The 18,016-nt window shown below is 69.6% G+C and carries 20 protein-coding genes; 13 read left to right on the top strand and 7 right to left on the bottom strand.

Annotated elements, in window-relative coordinates; translation table 11 throughout:
* The first annotated feature begins 23 nt into the window (after positions 1-23).
* The 6 genes from ACH4U7_RS23710 (at position 24) to ACH4U7_RS23685 (ending at position 4,099) form a co-directional block, all read left to right on the top strand.
* Positions 24-878, top strand: a complete 855-nt coding sequence (locus ACH4U7_RS23710; RefSeq protein ID WP_398529857.1) for an NmrA/HSCARG family protein — start codon at positions 24-26, stop codon at positions 876-878.
* A gap of 83 nt (positions 879-961) precedes the next feature.
* On the top strand, positions 962-1,540 hold the full coding sequence (locus ACH4U7_RS23705; protein WP_398529856.1) for a carboxymuconolactone decarboxylase family protein: 579 nt from the start codon (positions 962-964) through the stop codon (positions 1,538-1,540).
* On the top strand, positions 1,537-2,400 hold the full coding sequence (locus ACH4U7_RS23700) for an RNA polymerase sigma-70 factor (RefSeq protein WP_398529855.1): 864 nt from the start codon (positions 1,537-1,539) through the stop codon (positions 2,398-2,400). The genes ACH4U7_RS23705 and ACH4U7_RS23700 overlap by 4 nt, the downstream gene beginning before the upstream one ends.
* Before the next feature lie 125 nt (positions 2,401-2,525).
* The gene (locus ACH4U7_RS23695; RefSeq protein WP_398529854.1) at positions 2,526-3,017 is read left to right on the top strand and encodes a helix-turn-helix domain-containing protein; all 492 of its coding nucleotides are present in this window, start codon (positions 2,526-2,528) and stop codon (positions 3,015-3,017) included.
* 18 nt (positions 3,018-3,035) lie between these two features.
* Positions 3,036-3,632 (top strand): hypothetical protein, encoded by a 597-nt coding sequence (locus ACH4U7_RS23690; RefSeq protein WP_398529853.1) that lies wholly within the window; start codon positions 3,036-3,038, stop codon positions 3,630-3,632.
* A gap of 149 nt (positions 3,633-3,781) precedes the next feature.
* The gene (locus ACH4U7_RS23685) at positions 3,782-4,099 is read left to right on the top strand and encodes a DUF2516 family protein (protein ID WP_089512543.1); all 318 of its coding nucleotides are present in this window, start codon (positions 3,782-3,784) and stop codon (positions 4,097-4,099) included.
* Positions 4,100-4,142: 43 nt separating this feature from the next.
* Here the strand turns inward: ACH4U7_RS23685 and ACH4U7_RS23680 are convergent, their stop codons facing one another.
* On the bottom strand, positions 4,143-5,375 hold the full coding sequence (locus ACH4U7_RS23680; protein ID WP_398529852.1) for a PP2C family protein-serine/threonine phosphatase: 1,233 nt from the start codon (positions 5,373-5,375) through the stop codon (positions 4,143-4,145).
* A gap of 286 nt (positions 5,376-5,661) precedes the next feature.
* Positions 5,662-6,783: an NlpC/P60 family protein gene (locus tag ACH4U7_RS23675; protein ID WP_398529851.1), complete on the bottom strand. Its 1,122-nt coding sequence runs from the start codon at positions 6,781-6,783 to the stop codon at positions 5,662-5,664.
* 367 nt (positions 6,784-7,150) lie between these two features.
* Here ACH4U7_RS23675 and pstS point away from each other — a divergent pair, with 367 nt between their 5' ends.
* From pstS to pstB, 4 genes are all read left to right on the top strand, one after another.
* Positions 7,151-8,281: a phosphate ABC transporter substrate-binding protein PstS gene (gene pstS, locus ACH4U7_RS23670; protein WP_398529850.1), complete on the top strand. Its 1,131-nt coding sequence runs from the start codon at positions 7,151-7,153 to the stop codon at positions 8,279-8,281.
* A gap of 101 nt (positions 8,282-8,382) precedes the next feature.
* Complete coding sequence (pstC, locus tag ACH4U7_RS23665; RefSeq protein ID WP_398529849.1) at positions 8,383-9,369, top strand: phosphate ABC transporter permease subunit PstC; 987 nt, start codon at positions 8,383-8,385, stop codon at positions 9,367-9,369.
* An 88-nt stretch (positions 9,370-9,457) separates the two neighbouring features.
* Positions 9,458-10,534, top strand: a complete 1,077-nt coding sequence (gene pstA / locus ACH4U7_RS23660; protein WP_398529848.1) for a phosphate ABC transporter permease PstA — start codon at positions 9,458-9,460, stop codon at positions 10,532-10,534.
* Positions 10,535-10,565: 31 nt separating this feature from the next.
* Complete coding sequence (gene pstB, locus ACH4U7_RS23655) at positions 10,566-11,342, top strand: phosphate ABC transporter ATP-binding protein PstB (protein ID WP_358707464.1); 777 nt, start codon at positions 10,566-10,568, stop codon at positions 11,340-11,342.
* 180 nt (positions 11,343-11,522) lie between these two features.
* On the opposite strand, the gene ACH4U7_RS23650 is transcribed toward pstB, so the two are convergent.
* Complete coding sequence (locus ACH4U7_RS23650) at positions 11,523-12,521, bottom strand: anion permease (RefSeq protein ID WP_398529847.1); 999 nt, start codon at positions 12,519-12,521, stop codon at positions 11,523-11,525.
* An 8-nt stretch (positions 12,522-12,529) separates the two neighbouring features.
* Positions 12,530-13,150, bottom strand: coding sequence for a DUF47 domain-containing protein (locus ACH4U7_RS23645; protein ID WP_014177687.1), 621 nt, complete (start codon positions 13,148-13,150; stop codon positions 12,530-12,532).
* 192 nt (positions 13,151-13,342) lie between these two features.
* Between ACH4U7_RS23645 and ACH4U7_RS23640 the strand changes: the two genes are divergently transcribed.
* Entirely contained in the window at positions 13,343-13,735 is a 393-nt protein-coding gene (locus ACH4U7_RS23640) for a metal-sensitive transcriptional regulator (RefSeq protein ID WP_398529846.1), read from the top strand.
* Positions 13,736-13,804: 69 nt separating this feature from the next.
* On the opposite strand, the gene ACH4U7_RS23635 is transcribed toward ACH4U7_RS23640, so the two are convergent.
* Both ACH4U7_RS23635 and ACH4U7_RS23630 read right to left on the bottom strand, forming a co-directional pair.
* A complete protein-coding gene (locus ACH4U7_RS23635; protein WP_398529845.1) occupies positions 13,805-14,008 on the bottom strand; it encodes a hypothetical protein in 204 nt (67 codons plus the stop codon).
* Between the two features lie 118 nt (positions 14,009-14,126).
* On the bottom strand, positions 14,127-15,179 hold the full coding sequence (locus tag ACH4U7_RS23630; protein WP_398529844.1) for a hypothetical protein: 1,053 nt from the start codon (positions 15,177-15,179) through the stop codon (positions 14,127-14,129).
* 140 nt (positions 15,180-15,319) lie between these two features.
* On the opposite strand from ACH4U7_RS23630, the gene ACH4U7_RS23625 reads away from it, so the two are divergent.
* Both ACH4U7_RS23625 and ACH4U7_RS23620 read left to right on the top strand, forming a co-directional pair.
* Positions 15,320-15,505, top strand: coding sequence for a hypothetical protein (locus ACH4U7_RS23625; RefSeq protein WP_398529843.1), 186 nt, complete (start codon positions 15,320-15,322; stop codon positions 15,503-15,505).
* 71 nt (positions 15,506-15,576) lie between these two features.
* Positions 15,577-17,199 carry an FAD-binding oxidoreductase gene (locus ACH4U7_RS23620; protein WP_398529842.1) on the top strand — a complete coding sequence of 541 codons (1,623 nt, stop codon included), beginning with the start codon at positions 15,577-15,579 and terminating at the stop codon, positions 17,197-17,199.
* Positions 17,200-17,215: 16 nt separating this feature from the next.
* On the opposite strand, the gene ACH4U7_RS23615 is transcribed toward ACH4U7_RS23620, so the two are convergent.
* Complete coding sequence (locus ACH4U7_RS23615; protein ID WP_398529841.1) at positions 17,216-17,944, bottom strand: phosphatase PAP2 family protein; 729 nt, start codon at positions 17,942-17,944, stop codon at positions 17,216-17,218.
* Positions 17,945-18,016 lie beyond the last annotated feature (72 nt).

The raw sequence follows: 18,016 nt of genomic DNA, 5'->3' as shown, positions 1-18,016 counted from the left end.
CCGGAAAACAAAGGGATCTCACAGTGCCGAACAAGAAGGCAGTCCTGGTCACGGGCGCGACCGGCGGCCAAGGCGGCGCCGTCGCCCGCAGCCTCCTCCACAACGGCTGGGCGGTACGCGCCATCGTGCGCGACCCGGGCAAACAGGCGGCCAAGGACCTCAAGGCGCTCGGCGCGCACCTGGTCACCGGCGATCTGGACGACCCTCAGTCGCTGCGCGCGGCGGCGCGGGGCGCGTACGGCGTCTTCAGCGTGCAGCCCTCCGACATGGCCGACCCTCGCCCCGCAGCCGAGGTGCGGCAGGGCAGGAACGTCGCCGACGCGGCCCAGGCCGCGGGAGTCGCGCACCTGGTCTACAGCTCCGTCGGCGGCGCCGAGCGCGGGTCCGGTGTCGCGCACTTCGAGACCAAGGCGGAGATCGAGGCGTACATCGACGCCCTCGGCGTACCCGCGACGGTGCTGCGGCCGGTGTTCTTCATGGAGAACTGGCCGTACCTGGTGCCGGGCGCGCAGAACGGGGAGCGGGTCGGTTCGCTCGCGCTGGACGCGGACACCTCGCTGCAGATGATCGCGCTGGCCGATATCGGCCGGATCGCCGCGGACGCGTTCGACAAGCCGGCCGAGTTCATCGGCAAGAAGATCGAGATCGCCGGCGACGAGCTGACCGTAGAGCGGATCGCCGAGGTGTTCACCGAGGTCGACGGCGTCCCGACGCGGTTCGAGCGGCAGCCGACCGACGAGCTGCGGGCCGCGGCCGAGCAGGCGGCAAACATGTTCGACTGGCTCAATGAGAAGGGCTACCAGGCCGATATCGGCGCGCTCCGCGAGCGGTACCCGGAGCTGCTGACCCTCCAGGCGTGGCTGAGCAAGATCCGGTAGGCGGGGGGTGTCACGCTCGCGGGCCCGGCGGTGTCTTCATGCCGAACGAGCACACGTAGCAGGCACCTGTATAAGGAGACACCATGGCGCTACGCATTCCGAAGGCGGAGCTCCCCACCGAGCTGAGGGAAAACCTGATCAAGCAGCTCGGCGCCGTGCCCGAGCCCGTCGAGGTGAGCTTCAACAACCCCGACGTCGCCATGTCCAGCCTGGAGTTCTCGGCCAAGCTGGGCGCGTGGGACGCGGCCGACGCGAGCCTCAAGACATTCGCGCACATGGCCGTCGCGGCACAGGTCGGCTGCAGCTGGTGCCTCGACATCAACTACTTCGCGGCGCTGAACGCGAATCTGGACCTGACCAAGGCGAGCCAGGTGCCGCGCTGGCGGGAGTCGGAGGTGTTCACCCCGCTGGAGCGGGAGGTGCTGGAGTACGCCGAGGCCATGACGAACACGCCGACGACCGTCACCGATGAGATGTCGGCGAGTCTGCTCGCCCAGCTCGGCGCGGCGGCGCTGGTCGAGCTGACCGCGTTCATCGGCTTCGCCAACCTGTCGACCCGGAACAACACCGCGAACGGGATCACCTCGCAGGGATACTCCGATGCGTGCGAGATTCCGCTGGCCAAGCGGCCCGAGCAGACCGGCGCGGCGTCGACGGTATGACCGAGGACCCGTTCGTCACCCATCGCGGCCTGCTGTTCACGGTCGCCTACGAAATGCTCGGATCGGCGGCCGACGCGGAGGATGTGCTGCAGGAGTCCTGGCTGCGGTGGGCCGACGTCGACCGTGCGCAGGTGCGTGACCCGCGCGCGTATCTCGTCCGGACCGTCACCCGGCAGGCGCTCAACCGGCTGCGGACGCTCTCCCGCAGCCGCGAGGACTACGTCGGCGAATGGCTGCCGGAACCGCTGCTGACCAGCCCCGATGTCGCCGAGGACATCGAACTCGCGGAAAGCGTCTCGATCGCCATGCTGACCGTGCTGGAAACGCTCGGGCCGGCGGAGCGGGCGGTGTTCGTGCTCCGCGAGGTCTTCGAGATGCCGTACGGCGAGATCGCCGAGGCCATCGGGAAGTCCACGGCCGCGGTGCGGCAGATCGCGCGGCGGGCCCGCGAGCACGTGGCGGCCCGGCGGCCGCGGGTGCGGGTGAGCCGGTCGGAGCAGCAGGCCGTGGTGGAGCGGTTCCTGGTCGCGCTGCGCACCGGGCGGCTGCGGGAGCTGATGGAGATCATGGCGCCGGATGTGGTCCTGATCGCCGACGGTGGGGGGCTCGTGCCCGCCGTGCTGACTCCCGTCCACGGGGCCGACGTGGTGGCGCCGATGCTCGCGCGCGCGAACCGGGTGGCCAGGGTCGAGACGACGACCGTATGGCTCAACGGCGCACCCGCGGGCCGGATCGAGTTCGACGGCGAGCCGGCCGCGGTGAGCCTCGCGGTGGAGGACGGACGGGTCACCCGGATCTATGTGGTGCGCAATCCGCGGAAGCTGACGCGGCTGGACGAACCGGCCGAACTCGCCAGATGAGCCCGCCGACGATCCGGGCATCAGGGTGTTCCGGGCGGTGGAAGCCGCCCGGAACACCCCCCATCCCAGACACGGCTGCAAGCAAATGCTTGCAATAGTTAGCACTGGTACGGCAGCATGGGGGCATGGCATCACTGAACGTCGGCACCCTCGGCGAGTTTCTGCGCGAGCAGAGACGCAGCGCGCAGCTCTCGCTGCGGCAGCTCGCCGACGCTGCCGGGGTGTCCAATCCGTATCTGAGCCAGATCGAGCGCGGGCTGCGCAAGCCGAGCGCGGAGATCCTGCAGCAGCTCGCGAAGGCGCTGCGGATATCCGCCGAGACGCTTTATGTGCAGGCCGGGATTCTCGATGAGCGGGAGCGGGACGAGACGGAGACGCGCAGTGTGATACTGGCCGATCCGTTGATCAACGAGCGGCAGAAGCAGGTGCTGCTGCAGATCTACGAGTCGTTCCGCAAGGAGAACGCACCCGACCCCGCCGCGGGCGACACCCCCTCGGGCGCCCCCACCGGCGCCGGCACCCCCGCTGGTACGTACGCGGGCACCGGCAAGGCCGACCCCGCCGCAGGCGACACCCCCTCCGGCAGCGCCGACGACGACGCCGAACCCTCGATTTGATCCGGGAGGACCATCAGCATGGCCATCACCGACGATGTGCGTAAGACGCTCACCGACCCGACCCCCCTGTACTTCGTGGCGGGCACGGCCGACCTCGCCGCCCAGAAGCTCAAGGAGGTCCCGTCGCTGGTCGAGAAGATCGTCGCCGAGGCCCCCGAGCGCTTCGCAGCCGTACGGAACACCGACCCGAAGGCCGTTCAGGACCGGGTCAGCCAGCAGGCGAAGGACGCCCAGGAGAAGCTCACCGAGCTGCTGGGCACGCTCGACACCGATCTGAAGAAGCTCCGCGACACGGCGCAGGACCTGGCCCTCCAGGGCGTGGGCCGCGCCGCCGAGCTGGCCGTCAAGGCGCGGGAGCGGTACGACGAGGTGGCCGAGCACGGCCAGGAGGTCGTCAAGACCTGGCGCGGCGAGGCTGCCGAGGAGATGAACGAGGCGGCCGACGCCATCGCGCCCAAGGAGCGGCCGGTCACCGTCGCGGCCGAGCCGGCCAAGGACGCGACGGCGAAGACCGCGGTCAAGCCGGCGCCCGCCGCCAAGAAGGCCCCGGCCCGCAAGCCGGCCCCGGCTCCCGCCCCCGCCGCGAAGAAGACCCCGCCGAAGCCTCAGGGCTGAGGGACGGGCGTTTACCCGAAGAGCACACCCAGGGCCGGGTACGCACTGCGTGCCCGGCCCTGGCAGCGGGTACGGTGGCCGATGGAACGCTTCCCATACATATCTTCTAGGCGGTGGACGGCGTGCTGGTGCAAGGCTTCAACCAACTGATGTACTGGGTCTCCTGGGGGCTGCTCCTGTTCAGCCTCTGCGCCTTCATCGACGCCGCGATCCGCCGCGAGGACGCCTACCGGGCCGCGGACAAGCAGAACAAGCCCTTCTGGCTGATCATCCTGGGCATCGCCGCCGCGGTGAACTTCTTCATGGGCATCTTCGACTTCCTGCCGATCATCGGGCTCATCGCGACCATCGTGTACTTCGTCGATGTGCGGCCCGCGCTCCGGCAGGTCTCGGGTGGCGGCCGCAACTGGCCGCGCGGTCGCGGCTCCAGCTCCGACGGTCCGTACGGCCCCTTCAACGGCCGCTAAGCGGCGCGGGCGGGCGGCCTGCGCGCCCCCGCCCCGCCGGGGGTCAGCCCCGGTCGAGGAGCAGCACGGCCAGGTCGTCCGTCAGCTCACCGCCGTTGAGCGCCCGCACCTCGGTGACGGTGTTGTCCAGCAGTTCCTCGCCGCGCAGCCCCGCCGTCAGCCCGCGGGCCACGATGTCGACCATCCCCTCCTGGCCCAGCCGCTGTACGCCCTTCCCGACGCGCCCCTCGATGAGCCCGTCGGTGTACATCATCAGGCTCCAGGAGCCGCCGAGCTCGATCTCCCGGCGCGGCCAGCGGGCGCCCGGCAGCAGGCCGAGCGCCGGGCCGTTGTCGTCGGCCGGCAGCAGCCGGGGCGCGCGCCCGGCGCGTATCGCCAGCGGTGCGGGGTGGCCGGCCAGGCACACCCCGGCCCGCCGCCCGTCCGGTGCGATGTCGACGGTGCACAGGGTCGCGAAGATCTCTTCGTCGGCGCGCTCGTTCTCCAGGACCTGTTGCAGGGTGCCGAGCAGCTGGTCGCCACAGAGCCCGGCGAAGGTCAGGGCGCGCCAGGCGATGCGCAGCTCGACGCCGAGGGCGGCCTCGTCGGGGCCGTGTCCGGAGACGTCGCCGATCATCGCGTGGACGGTGCCGTCCGGGGTGCGGACCGTGTCGTAGAAGTCGCCGCCCAGCAGGGCGCGGCTGCGGCCGGGCCGGTAGCGGGCGGCGAAGCGCAGTCCCGAGCCCTGCAGCAGCGGGGTGGGCAGCAGCCCGCGCTCCAGCCGGGCGTTCTCCTGGGCGCGCAGCCGGGACTCGGTCAGCTGGCGCTGGGCGAGATCGGAGCGTTTTCGCTCGACGGCGTAGCGGATGGCGCGGCTGAGCAGCCGTCCGTCCAGCTCGTCGCGGAAGAGGAAGTCCTGGGCGCCGACCCGTACGGCCTCGGCGGCGCGCTCCCCGTCCTCCACGGCGGTCAGTACCAGGACCGCGTGGGCGGGTGCGAGCCGCAGCACCGCGTGCAGGGCGTCGAGCTCGTCCTCGGCCTTCTTGCAGGGGCCGGGCAGGGCCAGGTCCAGCAGGATGCACTGGACGTCATCGGTGAGCAGCCGCTCGGCCTCGGTGAGATTGCGTGCCGTACGGATACGGACCCGGTTGCCCTCGGTGTCCAGCATTTCGGGGACGGTGAAGGAGCCGGCGGGGTCTTCCCCGATCACCAGCAGGGTGAGCCCGTTGTCGGGCGGCGCGGCAGGCAGGGCCTCGGTGGCCGGCGCCTCCAGCTGCCCGGTCGCGGGTACGGACATCGCTCGATTCCTTCCCTCCCCCCGAGAGCGCGGCGCTCAGGCGGCCGTTCACACGACCCAGCGCCGGACACTGAGAGGCGACCATAGCGCTAGGGCAGGCCCCAGCGGAATGACCTTCGGACAGCCACTTTTGTCATATGCCAAAGCCGTTAGGGGACTTGACGCGCCGGGGGATGACCGTGGGATGACAAACATCACGCCTACGCCGGGCGAAATGACCGAATAGCCCTCAGCTCCCGGCCTGGGCTCAGCCCCTGGCCCCGGCCGCGGTCCTCGGGCCCGGCCCTCAGCCCTCAACCCCGTCCGGGCGTACGACACCGAGGATCGGCATCGAGCCGGCCCCGGCGACCGTGATCTGCCGCCCCGGGCGCGGCGCGTGGATGATCGCGCCGTCCCCTACATACATCCCCACATGACTCGCGTCCTTGAAGTAGATGATCAGGTCCCCCGGCCGCATCCGTTCGACGCTCACCTTCGGCAGCTGCCGCCACTGCTCCTGCGAGGTGCGCGGGATCGAGCGGCCGCCCGCGGCCCACGCCTTCTGGGTCAGCCCCGAACAGTCGTAGGTGTCGGGGCCCTCCGCGCCCCACACATAGTCCTTGCCGAGCTGGGCGGTCGCGAAGTCCACCGCCCGCACCCCCTGCGAGGTGCCCTTTCCGCCGATCTTCCGCAGTATCCCGGAGCCCAGCCAGGTCGTCTGCGCCCGGCGCTGCTGCTCCTCCTCCAGCTGGCGCAGCCGCTCCCGCTCCTTCGCCTTCAGCCGGGACTCCAACCGCTTGGCCCCGGCGAGCTTCGCCCGGATCTCCTTGCGGGCCGCGGCCTTCTTCGCGCGGCTGGAGTCGAGCCGCTCCCACTCCCGGGTGGCGTCCTTCGCATAGCGGTCGAGCGTGGCCTGTGTCTTCTCCAGCTGGTTCATCAGGCCCCGGGTCGCCTGCTGGCCCTTGCGCGCCAGGGTGACGTTGTCGAGAAAGCTCTCCGGGTCGTCGCCGAGGAGCAGCTGCGCCTCTGGCGGAATTCCGCCGTTGCGGTACTGAGCCCGGGCCACCGCCCCGGCCTGCTTCCGCAGCCCCGTCATCCGCTTCTGCGCCTTCACCACGGACTGTGCGATCTTTACGATCCGCTTCTCCTGGCGGGCCTGTTTCTCGCGCGCCAGGTTGTACGCGTCCGTGGCCGCCTCGGCCTTGCGGTAGAGGGTCTGCACCTTCTTGTGCACCTCTTGCAGGCTGCTGCCCGCGGCCCCTTCCGACCCGGTCCCCGACTCCGTCCCGGCCCCGGGCGTGGGATCACGCGGCGCCGCCTGCGCCCGCTCCGGTACCGCCGACATCCCCACCGCACAGACGAACGCGGTCGCCGCGGCGACGCCCGCGCCCCCTCCCCTGCCGCCCCGCTTCACCTTCCGCTGCCCCATCACCTGAGGACCTCCACGAGCCGTCGCGTAACCCGCGTGCCAGAGCTGACTTACCGGTACGTAGGGACGGATAGTGACATGCCGTACCGCAATCCGACAGAGTCACGCGCCGATCGGCTCCGCCATAACCCCCACCCAACCGGAATCAGGGCCTCCCTGGGCCACCACCCTGACGGCCGAGGTTCACCCTCCGTTCACTCACGCCCATCGGCTGCTTCACCTGATCTGCCTAATTTCAGCCCTACAAACGTGCTGGCCGCGCGCCCATGGCGTGACCGGCGCGCAGCTGAGCAGAACCAGAAACGCGCAGTACCCCACCTCTTCGTGCGCCGTCCCCACCGGCGGCTCCTGGAAGGAAAACCCGAAAGTGAAGCTTCAGCGCAACAACCGGCTTCGCGCCATCGCCGCCGGTGCCCTTGCCGTCTCCGGCGTCCTGGTGCTCACCGCCTGCGGCTCCGACGACAACAGCGGTTCCTCGAGCGGCGGTGGCGGCACCAAGACCGACGCCAGCAACATCAAGTGCGAGGGCAAGGGCCAGCTGCTGGCGTCCGGGTCGTCCGCCCAGAAGAACGCCATGGACCTGTGGGTCAAGAACTACGGCGCGGCCTGCAAGGACGTCAAGCTCAACTACAAGGCCACCGGCTCCGGCGCGGGCATCCAGGAGTGGCTGCAGGGCAAGACCGCCTTCGCGGGCTCCGACTCGGCGCTCAAGCCCGAAGAGGTCGCCTCCTCCAAGAAGATGTGCAAGGGCGGCCAGGGCATCAACCTGCCGATGGTCGGCGGCCCGATCGCGGTCGGCTTCAACGTCCCCGGCGTGGACAAGCTGACCCTGGACGCCAAGACCCTCGCCGAGATCTTCGACTCGAAGATCACGAACTGGAACGACGACGCCATCAAGAAGCTCAACAAGGGCGTCAACCTGCCGAACCTCAAGATCCAGGCGTTCCACCGCTCGGACGACTCCGGCACCACGGACAACTTCACCAAGTACCTCAAGGCCGCCGCCCCCTCGGCGTGGCCGCACGAGCCGGGCAAGGCCTGGGAGGGCAAGGGCGGCCAGGCCGCGGACGGCTCCGCCGGTGTCTCCTCGCAGGTGAAGCAGGTCTCCGGCGCGATCTCGTACTTCGAGCTGTCGTACGCGACCGCCAGCAGCATCAAGACCGTGGACCTGAACACCGGCGCCTCCGCCCCGGTCCAGGCCACCGTCGACAACGCCTCCAAGGCCATCTCCGAGGCCAAGATCAAGGGCACCGGCAAGGACCTCGCCCTCGACCTGGCCTACGACACCAAGGCAGAGGGCGCGTACCCGATTACGCTGGTGACGTACGAGATCGCCTGTGACAAGGGCAACAACTCCGACACGCTTGCCGCCACCAAGTCGTTCCTGACCTACGTCGCGAGCGAGGACGGCCAGGCTTCTCTGAAGGAGCTCGGCTACGCCCCGCTGCCGGCCGAGATCGCCACGAAGGTCCGCGAGAGCGTCGCGAGCCTCTCCTGACCCGAGTGCGGCCGGCTCCGACATCACGGAGCCGGCCGCACCGTCCGGTGCACCGCCGCGCAAGGAGCCACACCCCTCTGGCTCCTCAGACCGGAGAACCCATGAAAACGGACATAGAACCTACATCCCCCACAGAACCGCCTGCCCTGGCCAGCTCTCGTGGCACCGGCCGCATCGGCGACAAAGTCTTCCTCGGCCTCTCCCGAGGGTCCGGAATCCTGCTGCTGGTGATCATGGCCGCCATCGCGGTCTTCCTCACCGTGCGAGCGGTTTCCGCCATCTCTGACGACCACGGCAACTTCCTGACCACTTTCGAGTGGAACACCAGCAGCCGCCCGATGGTCTTCGGTATCGCCGTGCTCGTCTACGGCACGATCGTCAGCTCGATCATCGCGATGCTGATCGCGGTCCCGGTCGCGGTCGGCATCGCGCTGTTCATCTCGCACTACGCGCCGCGCCGACTGGCCACCCCGGTCGCCTACGTCATCGACCTGCTCGCGGCGGTCCCCAGCATCGTCTACGGCCTGTGGGGGGCGCTCTTCCTCGTCCCGCACCTGACCGGCCTGTACAAGTGGCTCGACGACTACCTGGGCTGGACCAAGATCTTCGAGTACAACGACGGCACCCCCCGCTCCCTGTTCACCGTGGGCATCCTGCTGGCGATCATGATCATCCCGATCGTCACCAGCGTCAGCCGCGAGGTCTTCCGCCAGGTCCCGCAGATGCACGAGGAGGCCGCACTGGCCCTCGGCGCGACCCGCTGGGAAGTCATCCGGATGTCTGTCCTCCCCTTCGGCCGCTCCGGCATCATCAGCGCCTCCATGCTGGGCCTGGGCCGCGCGCTCGGCGAGACGATGGCCGTGGCCACCGTGCTGTCCCCGAGCTACCTGATCAACACCAGCCTGCTGGACCCGGGCGGCGGCACCTTCGCCCAGAACATCGCCAGCCACTTCAAGGAGGCCGACGGCCCCGCGCGTGACGCGCTGATCGCCTCCGGTCTGGTGCTGTTCGTCATCACCCTGCTGGTGAACGGCGCCGCGCGGCTGATCATCGCCCGCCGCAAGGAGTACTCGGGAGCCGCAGCGTGAACGACGCACGCACGGCGGCCGGGCCGCAGACGACCGCGAAAGCCGCGCCTCTGCGCCGCGCGGGCGGAGAAGTGAACGGAGAGATGCTGTGAGTAACGCAGTCATCGACAAGAGCGCGGTGGCCGGCGACGCCCCGCGGCCGGGCCTCAAGCAGCCCCGGCTGCCCAAGTGGGCCCCGATCGGCCTGGCGCTGATCTCGGTGGGCCTGGGCTGCGGCATCGGCGTCGCCGGCGATCTGAGCAGCAGGACCCAGTGGGGTCTGATCGCCGCGCTGCTGTTCGTGCTCATCTCCTTCGCCCTGACCGCCAAGGTCGAGGGGTCCCGCCAGGCCAAGGACAAGCTGGCCACCAGCCTGATCTGGGTCTGCTTCCTGCTCGCGGTGGTCCCGCTGGTCTCGCTGATCTGGGAGACCATCGACCGGGGCCGCAAGGTCCTCGACGGCTACTTCCTCGGCCACTCCATGGAGGGCGTGCAGACGATCCTCCCCGGCGGCGGTGTGTACCACGCGATCATCGGCACGCTGGAGCAGGTCGGTATCGCCACCGCCATCGCGGCCCCGATCGGCCTGCTGACCGCCGTCTACCTGGTGGAATACGGGCGCGGCCGGCTCGCCAAGGCCGTCACCTTCTTCGTGGACGTCATGACCGGTGTCCCCTCGATCGTCGCCGGTCTGTTCATCCTCACCTTCTGGATCATCATCCTGGACTTCGACTACTCCGGCTTCGCAGGCGCGATGGCCCTGGCCATCCTGATGATGCCGATCGTCGTCCGCTCGACGGAGGAAATGCTCAAGCTCGTCCCGAACGAGCTGCGCGAGGCATCTCTCGCACTGGGCGTGCCCAAGTGGCGCACCATCCTCAAGGTGGTGCTGCCCACCGCGATCGGCGGGATCATCACCGGTGTGATGCTCGCGGTCGCCCGTATCGCCGGTGAGTCGGCCCCGATCATGCTGCTGGTGTTCGGCGCCACGGGGATCAACAACAACCCCTTCGACGGCGCGCAGTCCTCGCTCCCGTACTACGTGTACGAGCAGTGGCAGCTCGGTAATGACGCCTCGTACAACCGGGCCTGGGCGGCGGCGCTCGTCCTGATCGCCTTCGTCATGATCCTCAACCTGCTCGCCCGCGGTGTAGCCCGTTGGAAGGCACCGAAGACCGGCCGCTGAGGCCACGCCACGAAGAAGAGAAGTGATTCACATGGCCAAGCGCATCGACGTCAGCGGCCTGACCGCCTACTACGGCAACCACAAGGCCATCGAGGACATCTCGATGACCGTCGAGCCCCGCTCGGTGACGGCCTTCATCGGCCCGTCCGGCTGCGGCAAGTCCACCTTCCTGCGCACCCTGAACCGGATGCACGAGGTCACCCCCGGCGGCCGGGTCGAGGGCAAGGTGATGCTGGACGACGAGAACCTGTACGGCACGGGCGTCGACCCGGTCTCCGTCCGGCGTACGGTCGGCATGGTCTTCCAGCGCCCGAACCCCTTCCCCACGATGTCGATCTTCGAGAACGTCGCGGCGGGGCTGAAGCTGAACGGCTCGTACAAGAAGAGCGAGCTTGAGGGCATCGTCGAGAAGTCCCTCAAGGGCGCCAACCTGTGGAACGAGGTCAAGGACCGGCTCAACAAGCCGGGCGCCGGCCTCTCCGGCGGCCAGCAGCAGCGGCTGTGCATCGCCCGCGCCATCGCGGTCGAGCCGCAGGTGCTGCTGATGGACGAGCCGTGCTCGGCGCTCGACCCGATCTCCACGCTCGCCATCGAGGACCTGATCGGTGAGCTCAAGGAGCGCTTCACGATCGTCATCGTGACGCACAACATGCAGCAGGCGGCGCGCGTCTCGGACCGCACGGCCTTCTTCAACCTGGCGGGCGTCGGCCAGCCGGGCAAGCTCATCGAGATCGACGAGACCGAGCGGATCTTCTCCAACCCGTCCGTCCAGGCGACCGAGGACTACATCTCGGGCCGCTTCGGCTGACGCACCCGCCTCCCGCCGACGGCGTGCCGACGGCGTGCCGACGGCGGAGGAGGAACGTCCTGTGGTGCTGCATGGCGGTGCCACCACAGGACGAAGGGCCCGCCCCCGATCACCCCGGGGGCGGGCCCGCCGCCTTTTGGTATGCGTACCGTGTGCGTGTATGACCTCTACGTACCGCCGTCAGCCGAAGGCCAGGTTGACGATCCAGTAGCTGAGCGCGGCAACACCGGCCGCCGCCGGCATGGTGATGAACCAGCCGAGGATGATGTTCTTCGCCACGCCCCAGCGCACCGCGTTCACCCGCTTGGTCGCGCCGACGCCCATGATCGCCGAGGTGATGACATGGGTCGTCGAGATGGGCGCCTGGAACATAAACGAGGCGGTGTACATGACCGAGGCCGCCGTGGTCTCCGCCGCGAATCCCTGCGGCGGGTCGAGCTCGATGATCCGGCGGCCCAGTGTGCGCATGATGCGCCAGCCGCCCGCGTACGTACCGAGCGAGAGCATCGCGGCGCAGGCGATCTTCACCCACACCGGAATCGCGTCGCCCTCGTCCTCCACACCGGCGATGACCAGGGCCATCACCACGACGCCCATGGTCTTCTGGGCGTCCTGCAGACCGTGGCCGAGCGCCATGGCCGCCGCCGAGACGGTCTGGGCTATGCGGAAGCCGCGCTTTGCCTTGTGCGGGTTGGCCTTCCGGAACATCCACAGGATGGCCACCATCACGAAGTAGCCCAGCACCAGTCCGACGACGGGCGACAGGAACATCGGGATGACGACCTTCTCCACCACCCCGCTCCAGTGGACGGTGCTGGACCCGGCGAGGGCCGCGCCCACCAGACCGCCGAACAGGGCGTGCGAGGAGGAGGACGGAAGGCCGAAATACCAGGTCACCATGTTCCAGGTGATCGCGCCCACCAGCGCGGCGAACAAGATCATCATGCCTTGTGCGCCGGTCGGGGTGGCGATCAGGCCCTCGCTGACGGTCTTGGCGACCCCGCTGCCCAGGAAGGCGCCCGCGAGATTCATCACCGCGGCCATCGCGAGCGCCGCCCGCGGGGTCAGCGCCCGGGTCGAGACGGAGGTGGCGATGGCGTTCGCCGAATCATGGAAGCCGTTGGTGTACGTGAAGAAGAGCGCGACCGCAATGGTCACGACAAGCGCGAAGGTGTCCATGCCGAGGCTCAGGACTCCTTGACGGCGATGGTCTCGACCGTATTGGCCACATGCTCGAAGGCGTCGGCCGCCTCCTCGAGCACATCCACGATCTGCTTGAGCTTGAGCACCTCGATGGCGTCGTACTTGCCGTTGAACAGGTGCGCCAGCAGCTTGCGGTGGATCTGGTCCGCCTGGTTCTCGAGACGGTTGACCTCGATCCAGTACTCGGTGAGGTTCGTCATGGTGCGCAGGTTCGGCATCGCCTCGGCGGTCAGCTCCGCGGCCCGCGCCAGTACCTCGATCTGCTGCTCGACCCCCTTGGGCAGCTCCTCTATCTGGTAGAGGACGACCAGGTCGACGGCCTCCTCCATGAAGTCCATGATGTCGTCGAGAGAGGAGGCGAGGGAGTAGATGTCCTCGCGGTCGAACGGCGTGATGAAGGAGGAGTTCAGCTGGTGGAAGATCGCGTGTGTCGCGTCATCCCCCGCGTGCTCCGCGGCCCGCATGCGTTCGGCGAGCTCTGTACGAGCGGAGGAGTCCGCCCCGAGCAGTTCCATCAGGAGTTTCGAGCCGGTAACGATGTTGTCCGCGGAGGCGGCGAACATGTCGTAGAAGCTCGTCTCCCTGGGGGTCAGACGAAAGCGCACTGGGGATCCTCGGAATGCATCGGGGTCTGTCTCGTTGATGCTAGGTGCATCATCCGGCCACGGTAACCGGCGTTCCCCAGTGTGACCCATAGGGCAGAGTGCTTATCACAGGGACCCGGTCCAACCAGGCAGACCCGGTACCATATACCCAGCCGGGGTATACGGGACATTTGCGAACAACGGGAGGGCGCCATGACCACCACGGCAGCCGACAACACCGCCCCCACCGAGGGCGAGCAGCGGAGCCAGGCGCCCGAGGCCGAGACGGAGGCCGGGACGGAGGCCACCGTCGCCGACCACACCGGCCACGGCTACGCCAAGCAGAAGGACCAGCACCTCAAGCGACTGCGCCGGATCGAGGGCCAGATCCGGGGCCTGCAGCGGATGGTCGAGGAGGACGTCTACTGCATCGACATACTCACCCAGGTCTCGGCGAGCACCAAGGCGCTCCAGTCCTTCGCGCTGCAACTCCTGGAGGAGCATCTGCGCCACTGCGTGGCGGCGGCCGCCGTCAAGGGCGGCGAAGAGGTCGACGCCAAGGTAGCCGAGGCCACCGCCGCCATCGCCCGTCTGCTGCGGACCTGACGTGCGGACCTGACGTGCGGACCTGACGGCACCGCCGCCGCTCAGCCGCCCCCGCCCGGCCTTCCGGCGCTACGGCCGGGCGTCCTCGCCTTCGCCCTCGGCTGGATTTGATCGGTCCTCCGCCACCTGGAGCACCTCGTCGATACGGTCCGGACTGAGCCTTTCCTCGTCCGCGCTCGACGCAGCGATCATCAACTCACCGTAGAGATCGATCTCGACGAGGGCCACGGGGTCCGGGCCTGACGAGCCGCGACGCGCAACCACGTGTTTCACCTCCTCCTGCGAGCATCTGCGAGCACTTCCGAGCAGCGGCTTCCCAGCGTAGGGATCGGTACACACTCCGCGCATGGCACGGATGGACCATTTCACGGGGCTGAACGGCATGCGCTGGCTAGGTCTGGGGGGATCCAACCCTTCCTGTGTAAATATCCGATGATTTGGGGAGCGTCACGGCGGCCGGTGCGCCGAAGTCGTACAGCTCGATGGTGGAGGCCACCCCTAGCTTCCGCCGTACGCTCTGGGGGCCGGGGGTGCTCCGATCGCCCGGCGCACCCTGGGCGGCGACGCCGCCCTGCCCCGCTTGCCCGGCGCCGCTCCCGCCTCCGCTCGCGGTTCCGCCTCCGGTTCCGGTTCCATCGCCCTGCCCGGACTGACCGCCCTGACCGGACTGGCCACCCTGACTGCCCTGGCCATCTTGATCAGACTGCCCGTCCTGCCCGCCGACCTCGCCGCTGGTCACCGTGAACTGGTGCCGTACCTCGCGCAGCCGCCCCTGCCGGTCGATATAGGCGTCGAAAGGCACCGCGTGCTCGGTGAACCCCCGCGCGGCGGCCGCCAACGGGCCGCGTACACCCGGCGACGCGACCCGCGCGGCCCGCCCGATGTCCGTCGTCCCGCGATAGTGCCGCACCACCGTCCCGTCCAGCCCCTCCTCGCCCACCAGGCTCACGGCCCGCGCCCCGCGCAGCAGCTCGGCGGCGGCCAGCGGATCGGTCGCCCCGCCGGTGACCAGATTCCCGTCCGGGATACCGGTCGTATCCACCCGGACCCACTTGTCCGGCGGAATGCCCGCGCCCCGGTTCCGCATGAACAGCGCACCCGAGGCCAGCAGTTCGGTGATCGGCTCATGCTCGACGGCCCCCATCGCGTCCCTGGGCAGCACCAGACGCAGCCGCCCCATCCGCCTGACGAAGTCGTACGCGCCGCTGCCCCGAATCGACACGCGCGTGCCGCCCGTCGCCGTCTCCATCGTCGTACGGACCCGTGAACTGCCCGACCGGACCAGCACATCGGCGGCGCGGTGCAGCGCGGCGACCGCGGCGGCGTGCGATTCGCCGCCGGGGCGCTCGTCGGCGACCGTCTCGGAGGAACAGCCGGTCAGGGTCGCCGTGGTCGTGGTCGCCATCAGCCCGGCCAGCAGTGTGCCCGCCACAGCGGCCGCCATGCGCCTCGTCCGGGCACCGCCCGTACGCCGCTGGATTTCCATCGACCGCCGACCCCCTGGCCACGCTCGTCCACGCCCTTGGTACTTGTTCGTTTAACGACTCGCCCCTAGGGCTCGTCACGGCCGGGTAGCGTGGTCATGTGCTCGACTCTGGCGTTTCGGATCCCGACCAACACCGCACCACCACCGTGGAAAAGGGCTCCTTCTGCAGCGCCCGCTGCTCCTGCGGCTGGCGCGGCCCCGCCCGCCGTTCGCGGGACAAGGCCCGCACCGACGCGGCCGGCCACGCCGACGGAACCGGATGCGCCGCCTCACCCTCTGAGTAGGGGACCGGGCCTGCGCGCGACCGCCCGGCCAACTGGTGGGGCAGCAGCGTCAAGTGGGACGGGAGGCCGCCATGAAGCGGCGGACACTACTGGCAGCGGGCACGGCACTGGGGACCACGGGAACGTGGGCCGCGGCGTGCGACAAGAACGGGGGACAGGCGGCAGGGGACGGCGATCCGTCCACCCGCGCCGCTTCATCCGCCTCCGATGCCCGTTCGTCCTCCGCTTCCGCCTCGGCCTCCGCCGGCGGCACCGACGGCAAGCCGCGGGCCGCGGACTGGACCGCGCTGGGCAAGGGTCTTCAGGGCGATCTGATACGCCCCGGCGACGCCGACTACACCACCGCCCGACAGCTTTACAACACCCGCTTCGACCGGCTGCGGCCCGCCGCCGTCGCTTATATAGCCAACACCTCGGACATATCCGAGTGCCTGGACTTCGCCCGCCGCCACGGCACCCCGGTCGCCATTCGCAACGGCGGCCACAGCTACGCCGGTTGGTCCAGCGGCGACGGCCGCCTCGTCATCGACGTCTCCGCGCTCAAGTCGATCCGTACCTCCTCCGGCGAGGCCCGGATCGGCGGAGGCGCCAAGCTCATCGACATCTACACCACCCTGGGCGCATCGGGCGTGACCGTACCCGGCGGCTCCTGCCCCACCGTGGGCATCTCCGGCCTGACCCTCGGCGGCGGCCATGGCGTCGTCTCCCGGGCGTACGGACTCACCTCCGACAACCTCACCGGCGCCAGCATCGTCACCGCCGACGGCCGGACCCTCCAGGTGTCCAAGGACCGCGAGGCCGATCTGTTCTGGGCCCTGCGCGGCGCCGGCAACGGCAACTTCGGCGTCGTCACCGAACTCCGCTTCCGCACCCACCGGGCCGCCGACGGCGTCACCTGCTATATGACCTGGCCGTGGTCCAAGGCCGCGACGGTGCTGCGGGCCTGGCAGAAGTGGGGCCCGGACCAGCCGGACGAGATCTGGTCGGCGCTCCACCTGGAGGCCTCCCCCGGACGCACCCCGACCGTCTCGGTCAGCTGCTTCTCGCTCGGCACCTACGGCGAGTTGCAGAACGCCGTCGACCGGCTCGCCGACGGCCCGGGCGGGCCCGGCCCCGCCTCGAGAGTCCTGCTGCGCCGCCGCGGCTATGTGGAGGCGATGCGGGCGTACGCCGGATGCGCCGACACCGGCACCACCCAGTGCCACCTCCCGGGCGACACACCGGGCCGCAGCTCGTCCGGCGTCCTCCAGCGCGAGACATACGCGGCGCGCTCCGACTTCTACGCCCGCTCGCTGAGCGAGGCGGGCCTGCGCGCGATGCTCGGCCAGGTGGAGGCGTACGGGCGCCGTACGAGCGGCGGGGGCGCGGTCAGCATCGCCCTCACCGCGCTCGGCGGGGCCGTCAACCGCGTCGCGCCCACGGCCACCGCCTTCGTCCACCGCCGCTCGCGCTTCCTGGCGCAGTACAGCGCCTCCTGGGCGGCCGGCGGGGCCGGGACGGCACAGCTCTCCTGGCTCGACGGCGTGCATACGGCGATGCGGCGCCATGCGTCGGGGGCGGCGTACCAGAACTACACGGATGCGTCCCTCAAGGACTGGCGTACCGCGTATTACGGGTCGGCGGCGGACCGGCTGACCAAGCTGAAGAAACGATACGACCCGGACCGGCTGTTCAACTTCCCGCAGGCACTGTAAGGAGCCCTCGGGTTCCTCAGGCCGCCAGGTCCTTGTTGCGGCGCTCGCTGCCGCTGCCACTGCCCGAGGAGCGGGACCCGGGGAACTCCGGCGCGTCCTCCTCCGCGGCCTCCCCGGCCGCGGGGGCGGTGCCCGCCCGTACCAGCCAGCCCGCTCGCGAGCCCGCGATGGCGGTCGTCAGCGGGGTCAGCAGCATCATCGCGAGGGGGGCCAGCAGCAGCGCGACCGCCGTGCCGAGCGCGAACCCGCCGATGACGTCCGTCGGGTAGTGCACGCCCATATAGACGCGGCAGAACCCTTCGAGCAGCGCGAGGCCGATCGCGGCCGCTCCATAGGTCCGGCTGGCCATGAACACGCCGACGGCGATCGCCATGGTCAGCGTCGCGTGGTCGCTGACGAACGAGAAGTCGGTCTTGCCCGCCACCAGGACGTCAAGACCCTGATGGTCCTTGAAGGGCCGGGGCCGCTCCACGAACTCCCGGATCGGGATGTTGGCGAGCAGCGCGAGACCGGCGGCCAGCGGCGCCCAGATCAGCCCGGCGACGGCGGACGGCGCGTCGTGCGGCCGCTTGCGCACGCTCCACCAGGCGCCGAGCAGGACCAGGACCAGCCCGATGATGATCCCGTACTCGCCGACGAACTCCATGACGCGGTCGAACCAGTGGGGAGCGTCCTTGGCGAGTCCATTGATGTCGTAGAGCAGGCTGACATCAGGGTTCGACCCGTCCAGTGCGAGTCCAGCCATGTGCCGTGGCCCCTTATCTCTTGCCTGTCGCTACATGCGGCTGCCGGCCCCCGTTGGTGAACGCGATCGATG

This window comes from Streptomyces sp. NPDC020845 (assembly GCF_044334165.1).
In the GTDB taxonomy this organism is placed as follows: Bacteria; Actinomycetota; Actinomycetes; order Streptomycetales; family Streptomycetaceae; genus Streptomyces.
The sequence above is the reverse complement of the archived record's forward strand: the minus strand, read 5'-3'. Positions and strand labels throughout refer to the sequence as shown.